The 21,778-nt window shown below is 65.1% G+C and carries 16 protein-coding genes; 7 read left to right on the top strand and 9 right to left on the bottom strand.

Translation table 11 applies throughout. The annotated features are described in order from the left end of the window. Nucleotides 1–174: 174 nt before the first annotated feature. On the bottom strand, nt 175–1,047 hold the full coding sequence (locus GA566_RS04725; protein ID WP_160471816.1) for an N-formylglutamate amidohydrolase: 873 nt from the start codon (nt 1,045–1,047) through the stop codon (nt 175–177). Between the two features lie 24 nt (nt 1,048–1,071). Then, a complete protein-coding gene (locus GA566_RS04730) occupies nt 1,072–2,058 on the bottom strand; it encodes a tripartite tricarboxylate transporter substrate binding protein (RefSeq protein WP_160471817.1) in 987 nt (328 codons plus the stop codon). Between the two features lie 182 nt (nt 2,059–2,240). On the opposite strand from GA566_RS04730, the gene GA566_RS04735 reads away from it, so the two are divergent. Beyond that, on the top strand, nt 2,241–3,143 hold the full coding sequence (locus tag GA566_RS04735) for a LysR family transcriptional regulator (protein WP_137928016.1): 903 nt from the start codon (nt 2,241–2,243) through the stop codon (nt 3,141–3,143). A 15-nt stretch (nt 3,144–3,158) separates the two neighbouring features. On the opposite strand, the gene GA566_RS04740 is transcribed toward GA566_RS04735, so the two are convergent. Genes GA566_RS04740 through GA566_RS04750 form a run of 3 tightly spaced genes read right to left on the bottom strand, consistent with a single transcriptional unit; the run spans nt 3,159 to nt 5,849 of the window. Beyond that, nucleotides 3,159–4,334, bottom strand: a complete 1,176-nt coding sequence (locus tag GA566_RS04740) for a VWA domain-containing protein (RefSeq protein ID WP_160471819.1) — start codon at nt 4,332–4,334, stop codon at nt 3,159–3,161. Nucleotides 4,335–4,360: 26 nt separating this feature from the next. Next, nucleotides 4,361–4,954, bottom strand: a complete 594-nt coding sequence (locus GA566_RS04745) for a GNAT family N-acetyltransferase (protein WP_137928018.1) — start codon at nt 4,952–4,954, stop codon at nt 4,361–4,363. A 10-nt stretch (nt 4,955–4,964) separates the two neighbouring features. Further along, the gene (locus tag GA566_RS04750; RefSeq protein ID WP_137928019.1) at nt 4,965–5,849 is read right to left on the bottom strand and encodes a MoxR family ATPase; all 885 of its coding nucleotides are present in this window, start codon (nt 5,847–5,849) and stop codon (nt 4,965–4,967) included. A gap of 505 nt (nt 5,850–6,354) precedes the next feature. On the opposite strand from GA566_RS04750, the gene GA566_RS04755 reads away from it, so the two are divergent. Both GA566_RS04755 and GA566_RS04760 read left to right on the top strand, forming a co-directional pair. Then, nucleotides 6,355–6,699, top strand: a complete 345-nt coding sequence (locus GA566_RS04755; RefSeq protein ID WP_137928020.1) for a cytochrome c — start codon at nt 6,355–6,357, stop codon at nt 6,697–6,699. 11 nt (nt 6,700–6,710) lie between these two features. After that, nucleotides 6,711–7,106 carry a c-type cytochrome gene (locus tag GA566_RS04760; RefSeq protein WP_160471821.1) on the top strand — a complete coding sequence of 132 codons (396 nt, stop codon included), beginning with the start codon at nt 6,711–6,713 and terminating at the stop codon, nt 7,104–7,106. A 69-nt stretch (nt 7,107–7,175) separates the two neighbouring features. Here the strand turns inward: GA566_RS04760 and aroG are convergent, their stop codons facing one another. After that, complete coding sequence (gene aroG, locus GA566_RS04765; RefSeq protein ID WP_137928022.1) at nt 7,176–8,255, bottom strand: 3-deoxy-7-phosphoheptulonate synthase AroG; 1,080 nt, start codon at nt 8,253–8,255, stop codon at nt 7,176–7,178. Between the two features lie 479 nt (nt 8,256–8,734). Here aroG and GA566_RS04770 point away from each other — a divergent pair, with 479 nt between their 5' ends. Further along, entirely contained in the window at nt 8,735–9,790 is a 1,056-nt protein-coding gene (locus GA566_RS04770; RefSeq protein ID WP_137928024.1) for a class I SAM-dependent methyltransferase, read from the top strand. 166 nt (nt 9,791–9,956) lie between these two features. Here GA566_RS04770 and tldD read toward each other — a convergent pair whose 3' ends face one another. The 3 genes from tldD to GA566_RS04785 all read right to left on the bottom strand — a co-directional run bounded on the left by tldD (nt 9,957) and on the right by GA566_RS04785 (nt 16,695). Then, the gene (gene tldD / locus GA566_RS04775; RefSeq protein WP_137928025.1) at nt 9,957–11,417 is read right to left on the bottom strand and encodes a metalloprotease TldD; all 1,461 of its coding nucleotides are present in this window, start codon (nt 11,415–11,417) and stop codon (nt 9,957–9,959) included. 69 nt (nt 11,418–11,486) lie between these two features. Then, nucleotides 11,487–12,335 carry a carbon-nitrogen hydrolase family protein gene (locus tag GA566_RS04780; protein WP_160471823.1) on the bottom strand — a complete coding sequence of 283 codons (849 nt, stop codon included), beginning with the start codon at nt 12,333–12,335 and terminating at the stop codon, nt 11,487–11,489. A 58-nt stretch (nt 12,336–12,393) separates the two neighbouring features. Beyond that, nucleotides 12,394–16,695 (bottom strand): YhdP family protein, encoded by a 4,302-nt coding sequence (locus tag GA566_RS04785; protein ID WP_160471825.1) that lies wholly within the window; start codon nt 16,693–16,695, stop codon nt 12,394–12,396. Between the two features lie 99 nt (nt 16,696–16,794). On the opposite strand from GA566_RS04785, the gene glnE reads away from it, so the two are divergent. The 3 genes from glnE to GA566_RS04800 are packed head-to-tail and all read left to right on the top strand — an operon-like array spanning nt 16,795 to nt 21,715. Then, nucleotides 16,795–19,788, top strand: a complete 2,994-nt coding sequence (glnE, locus tag GA566_RS04790) for a bifunctional [glutamate--ammonia ligase]-adenylyl-L-tyrosine phosphorylase/[glutamate--ammonia-ligase] adenylyltransferase (RefSeq protein ID WP_160471826.1) — start codon at nt 16,795–16,797, stop codon at nt 19,786–19,788. A 52-nt stretch (nt 19,789–19,840) separates the two neighbouring features. After that, nucleotides 19,841–20,407: a rhombosortase gene (gene rrtA / locus GA566_RS04795; protein ID WP_160471828.1), complete on the top strand. Its 567-nt coding sequence runs from the start codon at nt 19,841–19,843 to the stop codon at nt 20,405–20,407. A 57-nt stretch (nt 20,408–20,464) separates the two neighbouring features. Beyond that, nucleotides 20,465–21,715, top strand: coding sequence for an IS256 family transposase (locus GA566_RS04800; RefSeq protein ID WP_160471830.1), 1,251 nt, complete (start codon nt 20,465–20,467; stop codon nt 21,713–21,715). Nucleotides 21,716–21,778: the final 63 nt, after the last annotated feature.

Here is a 21,778-nt window from a genome sequence, read left to right on the forward strand (position 1 = left end):
GTTCCCTAATCTTGTTACTCTTCGTTCTAATTGCTTACATCCGGTAGCGATCAGCGACGAAGTTCACGCATGCAATACAGAAGACGATGATCTGGCGCAACTAGGCGATCCCCGAGACACCCATCAGGCGTGTCCCGGGAAGCGGACGCCGTTGCGGCGTCCGTGAGAGCGGACTCAGAATGTGCGCGCGAAGCGAAGCAGTTCGTCCATCAGCGCGTTGAGGTCGCGCTGAAGCTTGCCGAAGCCGGCCGTGCGGGTCAGGCCCACCTCGTCCATATACAGCTTGCGATTGATTTCGAGCTGCAGGCTGTGCCGATTGGCTTGCGGCTGGCCCACCACACGCACGATTTCCACGCCCTTGTAAGGGTGGTTGCGCCACACGTCGTAGCCCATCTCCTTGAGTACGCCTTCCACGCGGTCCGTGAATCGCGTGTCGCACGTGGTGCCGTCGCGGTCGCCCACGACGAAATCCGGATGCTGCAGGCCCGGGTGCTCGGTCGCAAACTTCGCGGCCTCGCTCGGCATCGAGTGGCAGTTGATGTGGAAGGCCGTGCCATGCTTCGCCACGGCCAGGTCCGACAGGCGCTGCAACTGCGCGTAGTACGGCACGTAGTACGTGTCGATACGCGCCTGCAGTTCCGCCACGGTCAGCTTGCGGTCGTAGATGGCCTCGCCGGTGTCCAGTACACGCCAGGCCAGCCCTTTGCCGAGACGGGTTTTGGACGTTTCCTGCTTCGGACCGGGCCACGAAGCATCGAGCAGGCTCTCGTCGATTTCCTGCAGGCCACGGTTGGCGTCGAGGTAGCTGCGCGGGCAACCTGCTTCCAGCAGCGGGATGCCGCGCGCGGGCGCATCGGCGTAGAGCGCATCCACGAACGTGTCTTCCGCCTGCCGCAGCAGCGGCAGGGGCAGTCCGGCGGCGTAACGGAAGTCCGCCGGATACGTGGTGCAGCTATGCGGTGAATCCAGAAAGAGCGGTCCGCTCTCGCCTTCCGGCATGCGCAGGAAGTACGGGCTTTCCGCGGTCTTTCGTTCTGCTTCAGTCATACGTGCTGCCAGTGGTGAATCGGATTAGTCCAGCGAGATCTTGGCGGCGGCGGCCACCTTCTTGTTCTTGGCCACTTCGGCGGCGATCTGTTGCGCGAAGTGCTGCGGCGTGTCGCCCACGGTCGAGGCGCCCAGCTTTTCGAACTTGGCCTTCACTTCCGGCATGGCCAGCACCTTGATGGCGGCGGCGTTCAGCTTCGCCTGGATATCGGCGGGCAGCTTGGCCGGTGCGATCAGGCCAAACCACGCGGCATCGTTGACTTCGGGCAGGCCCAGTTCGGCAAAGGTCGGCACGTTCGGCAGGGCCGCCACGCGCTTCGGCGAAGCCACGGCCAGCGCGCGCAGCTTGCCGCCTTCGATGAACGGCAGCGACGACGGCAGGTTGTCGAACAGGATCTGCACCTGACCGGCCAGCGCATCGTTCAGCGCCGGACCCACGCCCTTGTACGGTACGTGCAGCAGTTCGGTCTTGCTGCTCATCTTGAACAGTTCGCCCATCATATGCGACACGCTGCCGTTGCCAGCCGAGCCATAGGCCAGCTTGTTCGGCTCCGACTTGGCCAGCGCGATGAACGACTTCATGTCCGTGGCCTTGACCGCCGGGTTGATGCTCATCACGTTGGGCACCGAAGCCAGGTTCGTGATCGTCGTGAAATCCTTGGTGGCATCGTATTGCAGGCGCGGGTACACGGCCGGGTTGATGCCGTGCGTCGATGCGGTGGCGATGCCGAGCGTGTAGCCGTCCGGCGCCGCCTTGGCCAGGAAGCCGGTGCCGATGCTGCCGCCAGCGCCGCCACGGTTGTCCACGACCACAGCCTGGCCCAGTTGCTGGCCGAGCTTGTCAGCCACGATGCGCGCCACGATGTCGGTGGTGCCGCCTGCGGGGAAGGGCACGACGAGGGTGATCGGCTTGGTCGGGTAGGTGCCTTGGGCAAAGGCGGGCAGGGTCATGCCAGCGGCCGCGAAGGCAGTGGCAGCGGCGAGGACTTTCAGCAGGGGACGGCGTTGCATCGAAGGGATTCCGTTAAGAAGAGAGAAAGGGGGCTTCTGAAGGCTGGAGACCTGCGGAGATAGTAGGAAATCTATGTTTCCTGGGCTTCCCGATTCTGCGCGCCGAACGAAGTCGCTTGCAAACGAAATAAAATCCCTCGATCATTCCGTTTGGTATTGATGTGTGAGAAGTGAGGTGGTTCATGCGACGCTTATGCCCGTCGATGACCGAGTTGGTGGCCTTCGAGGCCGCCGCACGGCATAGCAGTTTTACGGTCGCTGCGCGCGAGTTGCACGTCACGCAGGGCGCCGTCAGCAAGCAGGTACGCAGCCTGGAGGCATTCCTTGGGGTCGAGCTGTTCGAGCGGGTGCGTCAGCGCCTGCTGCTGACGCAGGCCGGTGCGCGCTATCTGGAACGCATCGGGCCGAGCCTCGACACCATCGAATCGGCCAGCGTGGAATTGATTGCGCGGCAAGGGCGGGGCGGCATCCTGCATATCGCCAGCATGCCGACGCTCGGCGCCAAATGGCTGATTCCCCGGCTGCCGCAGTTCTTTGCCCGCTATCCCGAGGTCACGCTGGAGTTCGTGCCCCATGCGCAGGGCTACGATTTCTCGCAGCCCGATCTGGATGCAGCCATCCGTTTTGGCGATGGCGTCTGGCCCGGCACCCAGGCCGACTACATGACAGGAAGGGAAGTGTTGCCGGTCTGCCGTCCCGGCCTGCTCGTGCATGAAGCGGGCGGCGTGGCCAAGACACCGGGCGCGCTGCTGCGGTATCCGCTGCTGCACCACACGACGGTGCCCGAGGCATGGCCGGACTGGCTCGCGGCGCTCGGCATCTCCACGCGCGAAGCCTGGGCCGGCGCGCGCTTCGACCAGTTCACGCTGCTCACGCAGGCGGCTGTGTCGGGGCTGGGTATCGCACTGATCCCGCGTTGCCTGATCGAGGAGGAACTGGCAACGGGCACGCTGATCGTGGCACACCCGGCGCGGGTGCTCGCCAGGAAGGGCTACTACCTGTGCTATCCGGAGCAGAAAGCCCATCTGCCGGCGCTACAGACATTCCGGCAGTGGGTGATGGAAGGCGTCGACGTGGTGGCGTGAGTTTGCGTCGGAGGCTTACTTCGACAACACCTTCATCGCTTCTTCCAGCCCCGCCAACGTCACGGGATACATGCGGTTCTTCATGATCTGGTTGATCACGGTGATCGACTGCCGGTATTGCCACAGACCCTCTGGCTCGGGGTTGAGCCAGACGAAGCGCGGGAACTGCTCGATCATGCGATTGAGCCAGACCGCGCCCGCTTCCGGGTTGTTGTACTCCACCGAGCCACCGGGCTGCAGGATCTCGTACGGGCTCATCGTCGCATCCCCAACGAAGATCACCTTGTAGTCCGGCGTGTACTTGTGCATCAAGTCCCACGTGGCGATTTTCTCGGCGTGGCGGCGGCGGTTGTTCTTCCACACGTAGTCGTACAGGCAGTTGTGGAAGTAGTAGTACTCCAGATGCTTGAACTCGGTCTTGGTGGCCGAGAACAACTCTTCCACGCGCTTGATGTGATCGTCCATCGAGCCGCCCACGTCCATCAACATCAGCACCTTGACCTTGTTGTGGCGCTCGGGCCGCAGCTTGATGTCGAGCATACCGGCGTTGGCCGCCGTGGAGTGGATGGTGTCGTCGAGATCGAGTTCGGTCTCGGCCCCTTCGCGTGCAAACCGGCGCAGGCGGCGCAGCGCCACCTTGATGTTGCGCGTGCCAAGCTCCACCTGATCGTCGTAATCCTTGTAGGCGCGCGTTTCCCACACCTTGATCGCGGTGCGGTTGCCCTTCGACGGCCCGCCGATACGGATGCCTTCCGGGTTATAGCCGCCATGCCCGAATGGCGAGGTGCCGCCCGTGCCGATCCACTTGTTGCCGCCCTCGTGCTTTTCCTTCTGCTCGTCGAGCAGTTGCTTGAGGCGTTCCATGAGCTTGTCGAGGCCACCCATGGCCTCGATCTTGGCCTTGTCCTCGGGGGAGAGTTCGCGCTCCAGCGTCTTCTGCAACCAGTCCAGCGGGATATCGCTCTTCCAGTCCACCAGATTTTCCACGCCCTTGAAGTAGGCGGCAAAGGTCTGGTCGAACTTGTCGAAGTGCTTTTCGTCCTTGACCAGCGTCATGCGCGACAAGTAGTAGAACTCGTCGATCGATGGCGCGATGACCTGCGCGCGCAGCGCTTCGAGCATCGTCAGGTATTCCTTGACCGATACCGGCAGCTTGGCGTGGCGCAGCGAAAAAAAGAAGTCGATCAGCATGGGTGTGTCTCCCGGCTCGTACGTGTTTAACGCGGACGCTCGAGCTGGTATTGCAGGTGCGCGCGCACCGTGGGCCATTCGCTGGCGATGATCGAGAAGACCACCGTATCGCGCAGGGAACCGTCGGGCATGCGCAGGTGGCTGCGCAGCACACCGTCCTGCTTGGCGCCCAGCCGCGCAATGGCCTCGCGGCTCTGGTGATTCATCCAGTGCGTGCGGAATTCCACGGCGATGCAGTCGAGTGTCTCGAACGCATGGCGCAGCAGCATCAGTTTGCACTCGGTGTTCAGCGCCGTGCGTTGCACGCGCTTGGCGTACCACGTGGAGCCAATCTCGACGCGCCGGTTCTTCCCGTCAATATTCATGTAGGTGGTCATGCCGGCCACGCGGCCTTCGGCATCGAGCACCGTAAACGGCTGCATCGAATCCTGCGCCTGCAGGCCCAGGCGACGTTCGATCTCGGCTTCCACGGCGGCCGGTGCGGGCACGCTCGTGTACCAGAGCCTGTGCAGTTCGCCATCGGCGGCGGCCTCGCGCAGGCCCTCGGCGTGCGCCATCGACAGCGGTGCCAGCGTGGCGTGTTTCCCGGTCAGCGTGATGGGCTGAACAAACTTCGTCATGGCGATTCGCTCAACGGTTGGCGCGGTTCATGAACACCAGACGTTCGAACAGATGCACGTCCTGTTCGTTCTTGAGCAGCGCGCCATGCAGCGGTGGGATCGCGGCCTTGCGGTCGGGGCTGCGCAGCGCCTCGGCGGGGATGTCCTCGGCCATCAGCAGCTTGAGCCAATCGATCAGTTCCGACGTGCTCGGCTTCTTCTTCAGGCCCGGCAGGTTGCGCATCTCGTAGAACGATTCCATCGCGGCGGCCACCAGCTCGCGCTTGATGCCGGGGTAGTGCACGTCGACGATGCGCTGCATCGTCTCGGCATCGGGGAACTTGATGTAGTGGAAGAAGCAGCGGCGCAGGAAGGCGTCCGGCAATTCCTTCTCGTTGTTCGACGTGATGATCACCAACGGGCGATGGCGTGCCTTGACCAGTTCGCGCGTCTCGTAGACGTAGAACTCCATGCGGTCCAGTTCGCGCAGCAGGTCGTTCGGAAATTCGATGTCGGCCTTGTCGATCTCGTCGATCAGCAGCACCACGGGCTCGTCGGCTTCGAACGCCTGCCACAGCACGCCCTTGACGATGTAGTTGCGGATGTCGTGCACGCGGTCATCGCCCAGTTGCGAATCGCGCAGGCGCGACACGGCGTCGTACTCGTACAGGCCCTGCTGCGCCTTGGTGGTGGACTTGATGTGCCACTGCATCAGCGGCATGCCCAGCGCGGCGGCCACTTCCTCGGCCAGCATGGTCTTGCCGGTGCCGGGTTCACCCTTGATTAGTAGCGGACGCTGCAGCGTGCGCGCGGCGTTGACGGCCAGCTTCAGGTCGTCGGTGGCAACGTACTGGGCACTACCTTCGAACTTGACCTGCTGGGGCGAATTGGCTTGGGCGTTGGCGTGGGTGGACATGAGGCAACCTGGTGTTTCGCGACAGGTCTGCCAGGCAGGCCGGTCGGCTGACAATGGGGAACGGTACTTCGGTAACAGCAATCTGAGCGGGCCGACAAACCTTCGAAACAATCGGAAATTCGGCCGGAATGGGCCAGTATAAGAGCAGATCGCCGTTCGTGTTCAGTGGGGCACACCCCAAGTGTGTGGCGTGGACCGGCGCGTGCCCGCTGCGGTACAATGCGCCGGTTTGACGCGCCCCCCAAGTCAATATCCTCCTCAAGCCCGGCAGTTCCGCCACCAGAGACATGGCGGAGCATCGGGAGGCGGCAACAGCGCGAGATGGTTGCAAGAATGGTGTCTAAGCACCGCGGCACATCAGCATCACGCCCGGCTGCGCCCTGTCCACCGATGAACTCGGCGGATCTGCGGCGATCCGCTTCACGTCCCCAATCCCGCATTCCGTCTGGCGTCCCGGCAAGGGGCAGGTCACACGCGGTTTAACACTTCCCATTCAGCTACGACAATGAAAAAGCTCCTCACGATGGTTGTGTTGGGCGCGGCCGCAACGGCAGCGCATGCCCAGGACAAGGGCAATGTCGACACCGCCCGCGACAAGGTTGCAATGTGCATCGGCTGCCATGGCATTCCCGGCTACCGTGCATCGTTCCCCGAGACCTACCAGGTACCCCTGCTGGGCGGCCAGAGCGCCAAGTACATCGAGAATGCGCTCAAGGGCTACCAGAAGGGCGACCGCAAGCATCCGACCATGCATGCGATTGCCGCGAGCCTGACGGACAAGGACATCGCCGACGTGGCTGCGTACTACTCGCAGCAGAAGTCCGATACCAAGAACAACTCGCTCAAGTAGGACTCGCCAACATGAAGATGCTGAAAGCAGTTTCGTACGCGCTGGGCGCGGTGGTACTGGGCGCCGCGCTGCCGACACTGGCGGCCGATATCGCCGCGGGCAAGGCGCTGGTGGACAAGGGCGGCTGCGTGGCCTGCCACGGCAAGGACCTGAACGCACCGATCTCTCCGGATTACCCCAAACTGGCGGGCCAACATCCGGACTACCTGTTTCACGCGATGTCGGCCTACCAGGTCAGCGGCAACCGCATGGTGGGCCGCACCAACGCCATCATGGCCGGCCAGATGAACAGCAACCCGGCAGTCGCCGACAAGAACGGCAAGCCGCGTCCCTTCACCAAGGCGGAAATCCAGAACATGGCCGCTTATATCGGCTCGCTGAAGGGCGATCTGGTGCTGAAGAAATAAGCTGCCAGACGCTGAAAAAAAACGCCGGCTCGAAGCCGGCGTTGTTGTATCCGAAGCAGCGCGTCCGAATCAGTTGCCGCTGCCCGACACCAGGCGGCGCTGCTTCACGGCGTTGGACAGGGTTTCCAGGATGCCGATCGAGTCATTCCAGCCGATACAGGCATCGGTGACGGATTGACCGTAGGTCAGGTCTTCCACAGGGGTGCCCTGCACGTGGTCCTGGCGGCCGGCCACGAGGTGGGATTCCACCATCACGCCGACGATGCGCTGGTCGCCGCCGGCCATCTGCCGGGCGATGTCCTCGCAGACCGGCATCTGGTTCTCGTGCTTCTTGCTGCTGTTCGCGTGCGAGGCGTCGATCATCAGGCGCGCGGCCAGGCCGGACTTGGCGATGGCGTCGCAGGCTTCCTGCACGCTGGCGGCGTCGTAGTTGGGGGCCTTGCCACCGCGCAGGATGATGTGGCAGTCCTCATTGCCGGCCGTCGACACGATGGCCGAGTGGCCGCCCTTGGTCACCGACAGGAAATGGTGCGGCTGTGAAGCGGCCTTGATCGCGTCGACGGCGATCTTGACGTTGCCGTCGGTGCCGTTCTTGAACCCGACCGGGCAGGAGAGCCCGGATGCCAGTTCACGGTGGACCTGCGACTCCGTGGTGCGTGCACCGATGGCGCCCCAGCTCACCAGATCGGCAATGTATTGCGGGCTGATCATGTCCAGATATTCCGTCCCCGTCGGCACGCCCATTTCACTGATGTTCAGCAGCAGTTCACGGGCGGTGCGCAGGCCGTCGTTGATCTTGAAGCTGCCGTCCATGTGCGGATCGTTGATCAGACCCTTCCAGCCCACCGTGGTACGCGGCTTTTCGAAGTAGACGCGCATCACGACTTCCAGCTCGCCGGCAAAGCGGTCGCGCTGCACCTTGAGCAGCCTGGCGTACTCCAGTGCAGCCTTGGTGTCGTGGATGGAGCACGGGCCGATGATGACGATCAACCGGTCATCCATGCCGTGCAGGATGCGATGCATCGCCTGGCGCGCACCGTAGATCACGTCGGACGCGGCTTCCGAGCAGGCGAACTCGCGGATCAGGTGTGCTGGCGGCAGCAGTTCCTTGAGTTCTCGAATACGCAGGTCGTCGGTGTTCTTCAGCATGATGGCTCCGGGTTTTTGTGAGGTATGGATTCTGTTGGAATGGTGCTTCGCAATCGTGGCGGACATAAAAAAACCGCCAGGGTTGCTGGCGGTTTCTTTTGCATTCGGGGTCTGCTTACAGCCGTCCCTCTCTATCCGCCAGCGGTGTGAGATGCCAAAAGAAGTAAAAGTAAAACTTGGCGGTCATGGCGGAAATCGGAGCGGCTAGGGTCAGCTTGTGTCGGTTTTACGCGGATGCGTGACATTTATGCTGCGGCGCGTAATCGAAAGGCATTTTATTGCGCCCCGATCCGGGAAAGGAGGGGGTGCAATCGCCACGCGCGTAGCAACGAAGCATCTTTATATCGCTTTTCCAGAGTGCTTGCAAGCGGCAACTGCATCGCATTTAAGCGAATGCAGAGCGTTTCGCCTGCCTATATTGGAATCGTGTACCGGGTTTGCCCGAGTGCCGAACAAGAATTCAGCAGTGGGGAGCGATCATGCCAATCGATGAAGCGAGGCTCGATGCCTTCATGGGACAGTTCGTCCAGGATCTGGGCGCGGTGATGCACGCGGCCACGGTAGTGGTGGGCGATGAACTGGGTTTGTACAAGGCGCTGGCCGAAAAGCCGATGAGCGCCGATACCCTTGCCGAGAAAACGAAAACCGATCCACGCTATCTACGAGAATGGCTATCCGCACAGGCCGCGAGTGGCTACGTGGAATACGACGCCGCTCGCGATACCTTCTCGTTGACGGAAGAGCAGGCGTTCGCGCTGGCGCAGGAAGGAAGTCCGGCATTCATCCCCGGCGCGTTCCAGATCGCGGTGGCGCAATTCCGCGCGATTCCGCGCATGCTTGATATCTTCCGCAATGGTCGTGGTCTCGGCTGGCACGAGCACGACCCTTCGCTGTTCCACGGCACGGAGCGATTCTTCCGGCCCGGCTACGCGGCGCATCTGGTCGGCGAATGGATTCCGGCGCTCGAAGGCATGGCAGCGCGGCTCAAAGCTGGCGCCAAGGTGGCAGATGTCGGGTGCGGGCACGGCGCATCGACGATCATCATGGCGCAGGCGTTTCCGAACGCGACCTTCCGGGGCTTCGACTATCACGAGCCGTCGATCCGCTACGCGACCGATGCCGCGCGCCGCGCTGGCGTGGGTGACCGCGTTTCGTTCGAGGTGGCCTCCGCCAAGGATTTCCCGGGGACCGACTACGACCTGGTTGCCGTGTTCGACTGCCTCCACGACATGGGTGATCCGGTGGGCGCCGCGCGCCATATCCGTCAGTCACTGAAACCGGATGGCTGCTGGATGATCGTCGAGCCGTTTGCGAACGACAGCCTTCAGGACAATCTCAATCCCGTGGGACGCGTGTTCTATTCCGCCTCGACGTTTATCTGCACGCCGGGTTCGCGCGCGCAGGAAGGTGCGATGTGCCTCGGCGCGCAGGCAGGGGAAGCGCGCATGCGCGGCGTCACGGAGCAGGGGGGATTCGGGAAGTTCAGACGGGCGGCGCAGACGCCGTTCAATCTGGTTTATGAGGTGAAGGCGTAGGGGAGGTTTTCTCCCCTCTCCCGCAAGGCGGGAGAGGGGCTGGGGGTGAGGGAAACGAGGCTCTGCTTGCCGTTCAGTCGCAAATTGCACTGCTGGCCCTCACCCCCGACCCCTCTCCCGCGCGCGGGAGAGGGGAGCAAACAGAGCGATTGGGAAGAGAGAGGCCTTAAGCCGTCCCGCCCACCGTCATGTTTTCAATCCGCAGCGTCGGTTGCCCCACGCCCACCGGCACGCTCTGGCCTTCCTTGCCGCACACGCCCACACCCGAGTCCAGGCGCATGTCGTTGCCGATCATCGTCACGTCCTTGAGTGATTCCGGGCCGTTGCCGACCAGCGTGGCGCCCTTGACCGGGTACGTGATCTTGCCGTCTTCGATCATGTAGGCCTCGCTGGCCGAGAACACGAACTTGCCGTTGGTGATATCGACCTGGCCGCCGCCGAAGTTCACGGCGTAGAGGCCGTGCTTCACGCTGGCGAGGATTTCCGCCGGGTCCTTGTCGCCGTTCAGCATGTAGGTGTTGGTCATGCGCGGCATCGGCAGGGCGGCGTAGCTTTCGCGGCGCGCGTTGCCGGTGACGGGCATCTTCATCAGGCGCGCGTTCAGCGTGTCCTGGATGAAGCCGGTCAGGATGCCGTCCTCGATCAGCGTGGTGCACTGCGTCGGATTGCCTTCGTCGTCGAGGTTCAGCGAACCCCGGCGGTTGGCGATCGTACCGTCGTCCACCACCGTCACGCCCTTGGCCGCCACACGCTCGCCCATGCGACCCGCGAAGGCCGACGAGCCCTTGCGGTTGAAGTCGCCTTCCAGGCCGTGGCCCACGGCTTCGTGCAGCAGCACGCCGGGCCAGCCCGGGCCGAGCACCACGGTCATCGCGCCGGCCGGGGCCGGGCGTGCTTCCAGGTTGACCAGGGCCGACGACACGGCTTCATCCACGTACTGGCGCAGCAGAGCGTCGGTGAAATAGCCGTAGGCGTATCGGCCGCCGCCGCCCGACGAACCCACCTCGCGACGGCCATTCTGCTCGGCGATGACCGTCACGCTCACGCGCACCAGCGGACGCACGTCGGCGGCGATCACGCCGTCGCTGCGCGCCACCAGCACCACGTCGTATTCGCCCGCCAGACCGGCCATGACCTGCACGACGCGCGGGTCCTTGGCGCGCGCCATCTTCTCGATCTTTTCCAGCAGCGCTACCTTTTCGGTGGCCGTCATGGAATCGAGCGGATCGTTCGGGGTATAGAGGTTGCGGCCCGTTTGCGAGGCCAGCGAACCGGCCACCTTGATGCGGCCGCTGCCGCTCTTGCCGATGGTGCGCGTGGCTGCCGCAGCCTGCGACAGCGCAGCCAGGCTGATGTCGTCCGAGTAGGCGAATGCCGTGCGGTCACCCGACACGGCACGCACGCCCACGCCCTGGTCGATGCTGAAGCTGCCCGACTTGACGATGCCTTCCTCCAGGCTCCACGCCTCGTTGCGCGTGTGCTGGAAGTACAGGTCGGCGTAATCCACCTTGTGCGTGAAGATATCGGCCAGCACGCGCTGGAGCTTGGCCTCGTCGAGACCGTACGGTGCCAGCAGCAGTTGTTGCGCGGTGGCCAGGTTGCGGATTCCGAGATCTCCGGCGTTCATGATTTTCCTTGGTCTATCACCCCGTGGCACCCAGGCCACGGCGGCATGCAATCGTTAATGTCGTCAATCCTACAGCACGCGATGGCGCAGCGCCGGCAGGTTCTGGCGCACCTCGGCCAGCCGGGCCGGATCGATGACGCCCGACACCACGCCTTCACCCTCCGGCAACACCCCCATCAACTCGCCCCACGGGTCCACCAGCATCGAGTGGCCCCAGGTGCGCCGGCCGTTCTCGTGCTTGCCGCCTTGTGCTGCCGCAAGCACATAACACTGGTTCTCGATGGCGCGGGCGCGCAGCAGGATTTCCCAATGCGCCTGCCCTGTGGTGTAGGTGAAGGCGGCAGGCATCAGAATCAAGCTCAGGCCCGGCCCTCCCTTGCCTGCAGCCAAACCGCGATACAGCTCGGGGAAGCGCAGGTCATAGCAGACTGACATCGCCACACGGCCGCACGGTGCATCGAATGACACCGGCGTCTTGCCGGCCAGGATCGTGCGCGATTCGTCGTAGTCTTCGGTGCCTTTCTTGAAGCCGAACAGGTGGATCTTGTCGTAGCGCGCCACGCGCTTGCCGTGCGGGTCGAAGGCCAGAGACGTGTTGTAGACGCGCTTGTCGTCGCCGCACCACATCGGCAGGGTGCCGCCGACGATCCACAGGCGATGGCGGCGTGCCGCATCCGTCAGGAACCTCTGCACCGGGCCGTCGCCATCCTGCTCGCGAATCGCGACCTTGTCCGATTCGTGACGTCCCATCATGCAGAAGTATTCCGGCAGCAGCACCAACTGGGCGCCACCTCGCGCGGCCTCGGCGATCAGCGCGTCGGCGCGGGCGAGGTTGTCGTCGAGCGAGGTGCCCGTCACGGTCTGGATGGCGGCCACGTGAAACGGTTGCGTGGATGCACTCGGCGAACTGGCGGTCATCGTGTTTCCTGTGGCGTCGGAGGTGGCGGCAGAGCGTGGGAAGGCTGTCCGGGGTGGCCTAGCGGGGATAGACCCCCGAGCGATCCAGGATCGGTGCGCGGCGCGGCTCATTGTCCTCCGTTTTCGTCACCTTGGGGTCGGCCCACGAGCCGCTCACGTGGTAGTGCTGCGTGAACACTTTGGAGAACTCGTCCGCAAACAGCAGTTGCGCGGCCAGCGTGCCGATGCCGAGCACCGGATTGATGAAGGCGGCGGCCACCGACGTGGTGGTGGCGTTGATGCGCGGCGTCACGTCCACGTTCAGGTCTTGGGTCTCGTGCAGCAGGTCGGCCGTGCCGCGCATCGACGCCATGACCTGGCTGCCCTTGAAGCGGAAGTCGTCGGTCCGGCCCACCCCGTTCTCGATGGTCCCGGAGCCGCTGATATCGTCGAAAACGATGCCCTTGCTGGTCACCGAGCGGAAGTCCAGTGTGGCAAAGCGCAGCAGGCTCTGCAGGCTCAACACACCCAGCAGCCGCGCCGCGCCCGGGTCCACGCTCAGGATCTGGCCGTTCTCGAGTTGCAGGTTCAGCTTGCCGGTCAGCGTCGGATAGTCGATCGACATGGGCGAGCCGCGCCATGCGATCCGCCCTTCGAGCGAGCCCTTGCCGTCGCGCACCGTGTGGGCCATGCCCATGCGGTCCAGCACATCTCCGGCATTGCGGATATCCAGCTTGAAGTTCAGCAGGGTGCGGCGGCCCTCGGTAGGCGATGCCGCCCCCTGGGCGGCCGCCTCGCGCAGCCGGCGCGGCAGGCGCCAGCTACCGTTGCCGGTCAGTGTGGCACCGGGTTGTTCGATGGTCAGGCTGTCCAGCGTCCAGACGGGCTGATTCTCGGTGTGACTGGTATGGGCCTTGACCTCGAGCTTGCCGAAATCGCGGCCGTGCAGCACGAACTTCTCCACGGCGAGGTCCAATGCCGGCATTTCCTCGACGCTGCGCGTGATGGCGTCGGTCATGTGGCCGTCGTCGGTTGAATCCGGAACGTCCAGGTGCGACAGCCGTACCGTGAGCTGGCCCGCCGGGCTGCTGGCATCGCGGCGCCACTGGCCGTTGCCGGTGATCTGGCGCGAACCCATCTGCAGGTTCCAGCCGCCGGCCTGCCGGTTGGCCTCGATCGATACGTCATCGATGCTGCGGCCGAAGGCATCGAGCGTCTTCGTCCGGACATTGATCCGCTCGGGCAGGAACGGCGATGAACGATCCACTTCGCTACCGGGCTTGCGCTCTTCACCGGACGTGTCGAGAAGGCTGCGCCAGGCATCCACGTCGAGCCGTTCGGCGCTGACCGCCATCGCCACGCCATTGGTCGGTTGGGGCGCCGCCTGTCCCAGGCCGATGCCCCCGGAAATGACGTCGGTGCTCTCGCCCCGGCGCAGCAGGTAGCGGGCGCTGTTGGCGCTGCCCAGCTGGATCGACAGTTCGTCGAGTCCCGCGCGCGCCGCCACCGGTCGCAGTTCCATGCGCAGCGGCAAGTCGTGTCCGGCGGTCTTGCCAAGCGGCGCTGGCAGGTTGAGCGCGAGTCCATTCAGTTCGGACGATACCTGCACTTGCAGATGCTTCTCGCGCACGCCGATCACGGCGGAGTAGGGCGTGGTGCCTTCGACGCGAGCGCCCAGTCCCGCGCCCAGCACCTCGCGCAGCCCCTGTGCCGTGGCGGTACCGCCGACGGTCACGTGCGTGGTGCCGTCCGGCTGCGTGCCGCCCGCGATGCGCGTCTCGCCGCCCAGGAACCGGCCGCGCACGCCGTTGAGCTGGAAACCGTGTTCGTCGAACGCAACAGCGCCCGTGGCGCCGTAGAGTGGGGGCAGTTCCGGGATCAGCGTGACATCGTTGCCGGGGAAGCGGAATTCGCCGTTGACCTTCGAGCCGGCCGCGTGGCTCAGCGGCAGGTCGAGCTTGAGCTTCAGTTCACCGTGGCCAGGCGCGCGCGCATTTTCCGTGATGTTGCCGGTCCAGCCCTTGACGGGCGTGACGGCTACGTAGCGCAGGAACGACTGCACCAGGCCGGTGGCCGCGCCGTCGAGTTGCAGGTGGCCGTGATCGCTCAGGTCGTCGATCTGGCCGTTGACGTCGCGCAGCGTGACCCCGGGAATACCGCGTACCGTGGCTTGCCTGGCCACGAACGACATCTTGCTGCGCTCGAACAGCAGGTTGCCCGTGATGTCCGTGAAGTCAGGCCACGCCGTGCCACCGTTACCCGTGGCGGCCGTGCCGGGCGCGGCGCCGCCGACGTTCGGGCCCGTCTCGTGCGGGGCGATCTGGTAGCTCACGTTGCGCACCGGCACTTCCACGCGGAAGTCGCCAGCGCGCGCAAATGGCGGGTGGAACGGAAAGTGATGCAGGTCGCCCTTGACCAGGAATTTCACGTCGTGGGCTTCGCCGCCCACGAGCGCGCCTTCCAGGTAGTGCCGCGTGGCGGGCATCGTCGTGGGGAGGTAGCGCGGAATGCGATTGGCCATTGCGCGGTCCAGCTGCCCGCTCAGGTCCGCGATGCCGCTCTTCCCGTCGCCACCGGTCTGCCAACTGCCGCGTACGCTGCCGGCGGTGTCGGCGTTGGCGAACTGGATGCCCGGCGTGCGCACCACCAGATGGTCGTTTTCGTGCGTCCAGCGTACCTCGCCGCGCAGGGTGTCGAACGGTACGCGCGGATCGTCGAATACGCCTGGGAAGCTGATCGAGGCGCCGCTGCTGTCCACCCGGGCCGTGCCTTGGCGATCGTCGAAGCTGAAGGTGCCCGACAACTGCGTGAACCCCGGCGTACCCGTATGCGGTTTGCCGTCGGGTCCCACGGCCGGGACGGCCGGCTGGCTGTTGACCGACACGTTGCGCAGCGTGCCTTGCACCGTGTAATGCGGCGTGCCGGGGGCGCGTGTCAGCATGCCGGCGCGCTCGCGTGACCATGCCACGTCGAGATTATCGATGTGGCCAGCGGGCTGCAGTGCGCGCAACTGTCGCAGCACGGCCATGTCCAGCGGCATGGACGCGGCCATCGCCCGGAGCGTGTTCAGGTCGAAAGTCGGCGCCTTCAGCCCGAACTTGCGCAGCTGGCCAGCGTCGTCGCGCGTCCACGAGATCGTGACCTTGCGCATGCCCTCGCGCCACGAGGCGTCTGCGTTGGACGGCGGGCCTGCCAGCGGCTCGGTCTGCCAGAGCAGGGTGTCGATGGTCAGCGTGTTGTTGCCGTTGCGGTCGCCGCCATGTAGCAGCAGCGCCTGGGCGTTGGACAGACGCAGCGGCTCCGGTGCGCCGGACAGGTGCAGGTCCACGCCCGAGGCGCGCATCCGTGTCTGGCTGCGCAATACATGGCCCCCCCGGAAATCGACCGTGCCGTCGGTGCTGAAGACGCCGCTGCGCACGTTGTCGAAGATCGCCAGATAGCGCTGCACCACCGGAAGCTGTACCTGGTTGAACTGCCAGTTGGCCTGGCCGGTCCAGTGCTGCCAGTTGCCGGCGCCATAGAGGTAGTCGTGCCGCAGCGTTGTCTGCACCGTCAGCGGTTGGGGTGCCAGCGATTCGCTGCGCGCCTCCAGCCTCAGCGTGTGCTGGGCACCCCGGCGCTGGGACGTGAAGTGGATGTCGGCCACGTCGAGCTGTGGCAGCCCGGCTTTCTCGTCAAGCCAGCGCAGGTTGCCGCTGACCAGATCGATATGGCCCTGCGAGAGCAGCCAGTTCAGGAACGGATCGTTGTCGTCGCTGCGCTTGTTGGCATCCACTTGCACGCCGGCCACAAGCAGGTGGCCCTCGCGCGTACGGCGGATCAGCACATCGGTGCGGTCGGCGGTCAGGCTGGCGAACTGCAGCGCCATGGTGGGCACCGACTGCCAGGACAGCTTGCCCTGCAGCGAGCCGGCGGCCAGCAGCGTGCGTTGCTGGCGATCCACGGCGCGCACGTCGCTGGCGCGGAAGGCTGGGTGCCAGCCGTCCCAATAGGTGTCGAGCTGGCCGATGGTGAGCTGGGCCGACAGCGCCGAGGAGCCCTCGCGCTCCAGCCACTGGCGGGCCGTATGGGCCTGCGGCCAGAGTACGAAGCGGATCAGCAGCACGGCGACCACGGCCAGCGCCACCAGGGCCAGGACGGTGCGGACCAGCACGCGCCAGAGCCGGCTCCAGGCTGGATGCCGCATGGCTGCCACGAGGTTGCGCCAACTGCCGCCGAGCAGGGCACGGACGAGTGCCGCCGCGCGTCGGCCACGGCTTGATGCGGGACGCAAGGCGGATGCTGGGGAAGCAGAAGAAGCGGCGGCGCCCGCGGCGGCTCCGTCGGCAGCCGCGCCAGGGGGCGCGGAACCGTCGTGAGGGGCGGTGGGGCGGCTGGACATGCGCAGATTATCCGACAATACTAGCCGCTCTCCAAAGTGGTGCAGGCAAGCGTCGCCACTTTGTTCGCGGCGCCTGCCCAACATGCAAAAGTTACTGGAATGACTGTCCCTGATCCGACGAGTTCCGCCGCGGGCCATCCGCTGGCACCGACTGACCCGCAGCGCATGCAGGATGGCGCCGGCACCACATCGAATCCCACCCTCGAAGGGGCCGCCGGCCCGATCGGCAGCATGGCCCAGGGGGCCTTCGCCACCGTTTCGGCGCAGGGCTTGGCCCCGGTCGAATCCGAAGGCCACGTATTGTACTCGGCGGCGTACTCCCATTACGCGCGCCGCGTGATGTCCGCGCGCGCCGGCATGTCCGGCGTGGTGGCCGAAGCGGCGATTGGCCCGGTTTCGCGCGACTGGATGGTGGAGCGCCTCCACGCCCTGCAAGTCCCTTCCGCCGATGCGGAGGCCGTTGCCGCACAGGCACTGCGCCGCCTGCGGGCCGAGGTGATGTGCACGCTGATCGAGCGCGACCTGCGCGGCCTGGCCACGCTGGGGGAGATCACCGGGGCGATGACGGACCTGGCCGAACTATCCGTGCAGCATGGCTTGCGTATACTCGGCGACGATCTGGCGGCGACTTATGGCCAGCCCACCGGCGCGCAGAGCGGAGAAGTGCAGGAGCTGGTGGTGGTGGGCATGGGCAAGCTCGGCGGGCGCGAACTCAACGTGTCGTCGGACATCGATCTGATCTTTCTCTACGACGAGGACGGCGACACCCAGGGCGGCAAGCGCAGCCTGTCGAACCACGAATACTTCATCCGGCTGGGACGGCGGCTGATCACGCTGCTGTCCGAGGTGACCGGCGACGGCTACGTGTTCCGCGTGGACATGCGGCTGCGCCCCAACGGCGACGCCGGGCCGCTGGTCTGCAGCTTTGGCATGCTGGAGGAATACCTGGTCGTACAGGGCCGCGAGTGGGAGCGCTACGCGTGGATCAAGGGTCGGGTGGTCTCGGCCATCGACACTCCGCACGCGGAACGGGCCGCCGCGCTGCTGGGGCGACTGACCACGCCGTTCGTGTTCCGCCGCTACCTGGACTACGGCGTGATTGCCGCCATCCGCGCGCTGCACGGGCAGATCCGTTCGGAGGCCGCCAAGCGCAGCGGTGGGCTGGCCGGCCATGGCGTGAACCAGAAATCCTTCAACATCAAACTGGGCCGTGGCGGCATCCGCGAGATCGAGTTCATGGCGCAGGTGTTCCAGTTGATCCGCGGCGGACAGGACCCGGCGCTGCGCGTGCGTCCGACGCTGGAAGTGCTGGATGTAGCCGTGGCGCGCAACCTGCTGCCCACGGGTCAGGCCGGCGAGCTGGCCGATGCCTACCGTTTCCTGCGCCAGCTCGAACACCGGCTCCAGTATCGTGACGATGCGCAGACGCACCACCTGCCCACGTCCGACGAGGAACGCCAGGCCGTAGCCCTGATGATGGGCTGCGAGAACTGGGACGCGCTGGTGGCGCTGATGAACACGTTGATGGCACCGGTGGCCCAGCAGTTCGAAGCCACCTTCGCCGATCCGTTCGCGGAAGACGGCGCGGCCCAGAGCGAGCCGCTGTGGCCGGCACTGGTGCGCGAGGAAATGGCATCGCGCGCGGCGCAGGCCAGCCCGGACGACGAGACCGATCCGCAATCGTCGCCATGCCAGGCGTTGCAGGCCGCAGGCTTCAGCGATTGCACGGGGCTGTACGACCGGCTGCGCGCGATTGGATCGTCGATGCGGTATCGCGCGCTGTCGGAATCGAGCCGCAACCGCTTCGACCAACTGGTGAACCGCGCGCTGGACCTCGCGGCCAGGCAGGACGATGCCGACAGCACGATTACCCGTTTTCTGGACTTTCTCGATGCGATCAGCCGGCGCGCATCGTATCTGTCGCTGCTGTCCGAGTACCCCCAGGCGATGGACCGCGTGGCGCAGACACTTCACGCGTCGCGCTGGGCGGCCGCCTACCTGACGCGCCATCCGCAATTGCTCGACGAACTGCTGGACAGCGACGCGCTCGCCGCCGCGCCGGACTGGGCGGCTTTCCGCGAGCGGCTGGCCGAGCGGCTGCATGCCTCGGACGGACAGGTCGAGACGCAGATGGACATCCTGCGCCGTGAACACCATGCCGAGACGTTCCGCATCCTGCTGCAGGACCTGCGCGGCATGCTCACGGTGGAGCAGGTGGCCGACCGGCTATCCGACCTTGCCGATGCGATGCTGGAAGTCACCATGCAGGCTGTGTGGCGGCAACTGGCCACGCGCCATTGCGACAACCCGCGCTTCGCGGTGATCGCCTACGGCCGGCTTGGTGGCAAGGAACTGGGCTATGCATCCGACCTTGACATCATCTTTCTCTACGACGACGACCACGAGCGCGCGCCCGATGTCTACGCAGCCTACGCCCGGCGGCTGATCACCTGGCTCACGAGCCATACGGCGGCGGGGATGCTGTTCGATGTGGATACGCGCCTGCGGCCCAACGGCGCGGCGGGGCTGCTGGTGACGAGCTTCGATGCGTTCCGCCGTTATCAGTTGCGCGAGGGCGACAACACCGCGTGGGTCTGGGAACATCAGGCGCTGACGCGCGCGCGCTTCGGCGCCGGCGACCGCGAGATCGGCAATCGCTTCGAAGACCTGCGCGACGAGATCCTGCGCCAGCCGCGCGATGCCGCCGCGCTGCGCGAGGAAATCGTGCAGATGCGCGCCAAGGTGGCCGAGGGCCATCCGAATCCGACCGACTTGTTCGACCTGAAGCACGATCGCGGCGGCATGGTCGATATCGAGTTCACGGTGCAATACCTGGTGCTGCTGCACAGCGGCGCACATCCAGAACTGACGCGTAACGCGGGCAATATCGCGCTGCTGCGCATGGCCGGGGTACTGAACCTGATCGATGCCGGCCTGGCGCTGGCCGTGGGCGACGCTTACCGGCTGTTCCGCGCCCGCCAGCACAAGCTGCGGCTCGACGGCCACGATCAGGCGCGCGTGCCGCCTGACAGCGTCAGCGAGCAGGTGGCCCCGGTGCGGGCGCTCTGGCACGCGGTGTTCGGTGCGGGCTGAGGTGTCGGCGGAGGCGCCGCCAAAGCCTGTTCGCCTGCCGTCGTGGCCGGCGATGCTCGCTACAACGGCAAGTGTGGCCGCGCTGGCCGCGGCATTCACATTCGTCCCCTGGCTGCACGCCCACGGGCTGTACCTGCGCGACGCGGTACGCATCGACGGCCAGTGGTGGCGCATCGTGACCGCGATGTGGGTGCATTTGGGCTGGCAGCACTACCTGTCCGATGTGGCGGCGACCGTCGGTTTGCTGCTGCTGGCAGGCCGGGTTGCACGCGTGCGCGAGATGCTGGCCGTGCTGGTGATCTGCGGACTGATCGCTCAGGTGGCGCTGCTGCGCATGCCGGCCGTGGGCTGGTATGGCGGACTCTCGGGCGCCGCGCATGGACTGGCGCTCTGGGTGGCGCTGAGGCTGCTGCAAGAAGCCGGCTGGTCGCGCGTGATCGGCGTGGTGACCTGTGTCATCGTGCTCGGCAAAGTCTGGCTGGAACAATCGTGGCTGGCCGCCATCGTGTTCGATCCCTCATGGGGGTTCGGCGTCGTGCGCGGCGCGCACGCGGCGGGTGCGATGGCGGGGTTGGGGTGCTGGTTGCTGGGGGAGTGGTGGGGGAGGCGGGGACGCTGAGCCAGGGCCTGTCAGGAATTTTGTGTGTAGGGCATAACATGTCGTTAAGGAGCATGTATGCCACGCAAACCGAAAGCCCCATTGCGGGAATTGCCCGCCATCCCGAAGGAATTAATTGATCAATTCGTCAAAGGCCCGATGACCGCCGAGGCGGTGCAGGATGCGGCCATGGCGTTCAAGAAGGCGCTGATCGAGCGTGCGCTGGGTGCCGAACTGGGCCATCACCTGGGCTATCCAGCCGGTACCGAGCGCCCGGCAGAGACAACCAATCAGCGCAACGGCAAGAGTGCCAAGACGGTGCTGACCGAGGACGGGCCGCTGCGCCTGGACATCCCGCGCGATCGGGATGGCAGCTTCGCTCCGATCTTGATCCCCAAGCACGAGCGGCGCTTCACGGGGTTCGATGACAAGATCATCGCCATGTACGCCCGCGGCATGACGGTTCGCGAGATTCAGGCGTTTTTGGTCGAGCAGTACGGCACCGAGGTTTCGCCCGAGTTCATCAGCTCGGTGACCGACTCGGTGATGGAGGAGATCACGGCATGGCAGGGCCGTCCGCTCGAGATCATGTACCCGGTGGTGTTCTTCGATGCCCTGCGGGTCAAGATGCGCGAGGACGGCGTGGTGCGCAACAAGGCCGTCTATCTGGCGCTCGGCGTCTTGCCCGATGGGACGCGCGACATCCTTGGCCTATGGATCGAAACCACCGAGGGCGCCAAGTTCTGGATGAAGGTCTTCAACGATCTTAAAACGCGCGGCACGCAGGACATCCTGATTGCGGTGACCGACGGCCTCAAGGGCATGGAGCCCGCGTTAAACGCCGTATTCCCGAACACCACGCTGCAGACCTGCATCGTGCATCTGATCCGGGGCAGCCTGGACTACGCAGGGTGGAAGGACCGTCGGGCGGTGGCCGCAGCGCTCAAACCGATCTACACGGCGCCCAGCGCGGAAGCGGCCATGGCCGAGTTGGCAGCCTTTGAGCAAGGGCAATGGGGACAGCGGTACACACCGATCCCGGCTGCCTGGCGCCGGGCTTGGGATCAGGTCATTCCATTCTTTGCATTCCCGCCGGCGATCCGCAAGATCATCTACACGACGAATGCCATCGAAAGCATCAACGCGCAGCTACGCAAGATCATCAAGACCCGAGGCCACTTCCCCAGCGACGAAGCTGCCACCAAGCTGTTGTGGCTGGCCCTGCGCAACATCACTGGAAAATGGGGGATGGCAACGCATGACTGGAAGGCGGCCATGAATCAGTTCGCAGTGTTGTACGAAGACCGATTTACCCACCCGCACCTCTGAGAGAATGCAGGCTTGCCAATCCATTCGACCGGCAAGCCTCTAGCTGTCCTGCACACAAAAAAA

The organism is Cupriavidus sp. SW-Y-13 (assembly GCF_009793345.1).
GTDB lineage: Bacteria > Pseudomonadota > Gammaproteobacteria > Burkholderiales > Burkholderiaceae > Cupriavidus.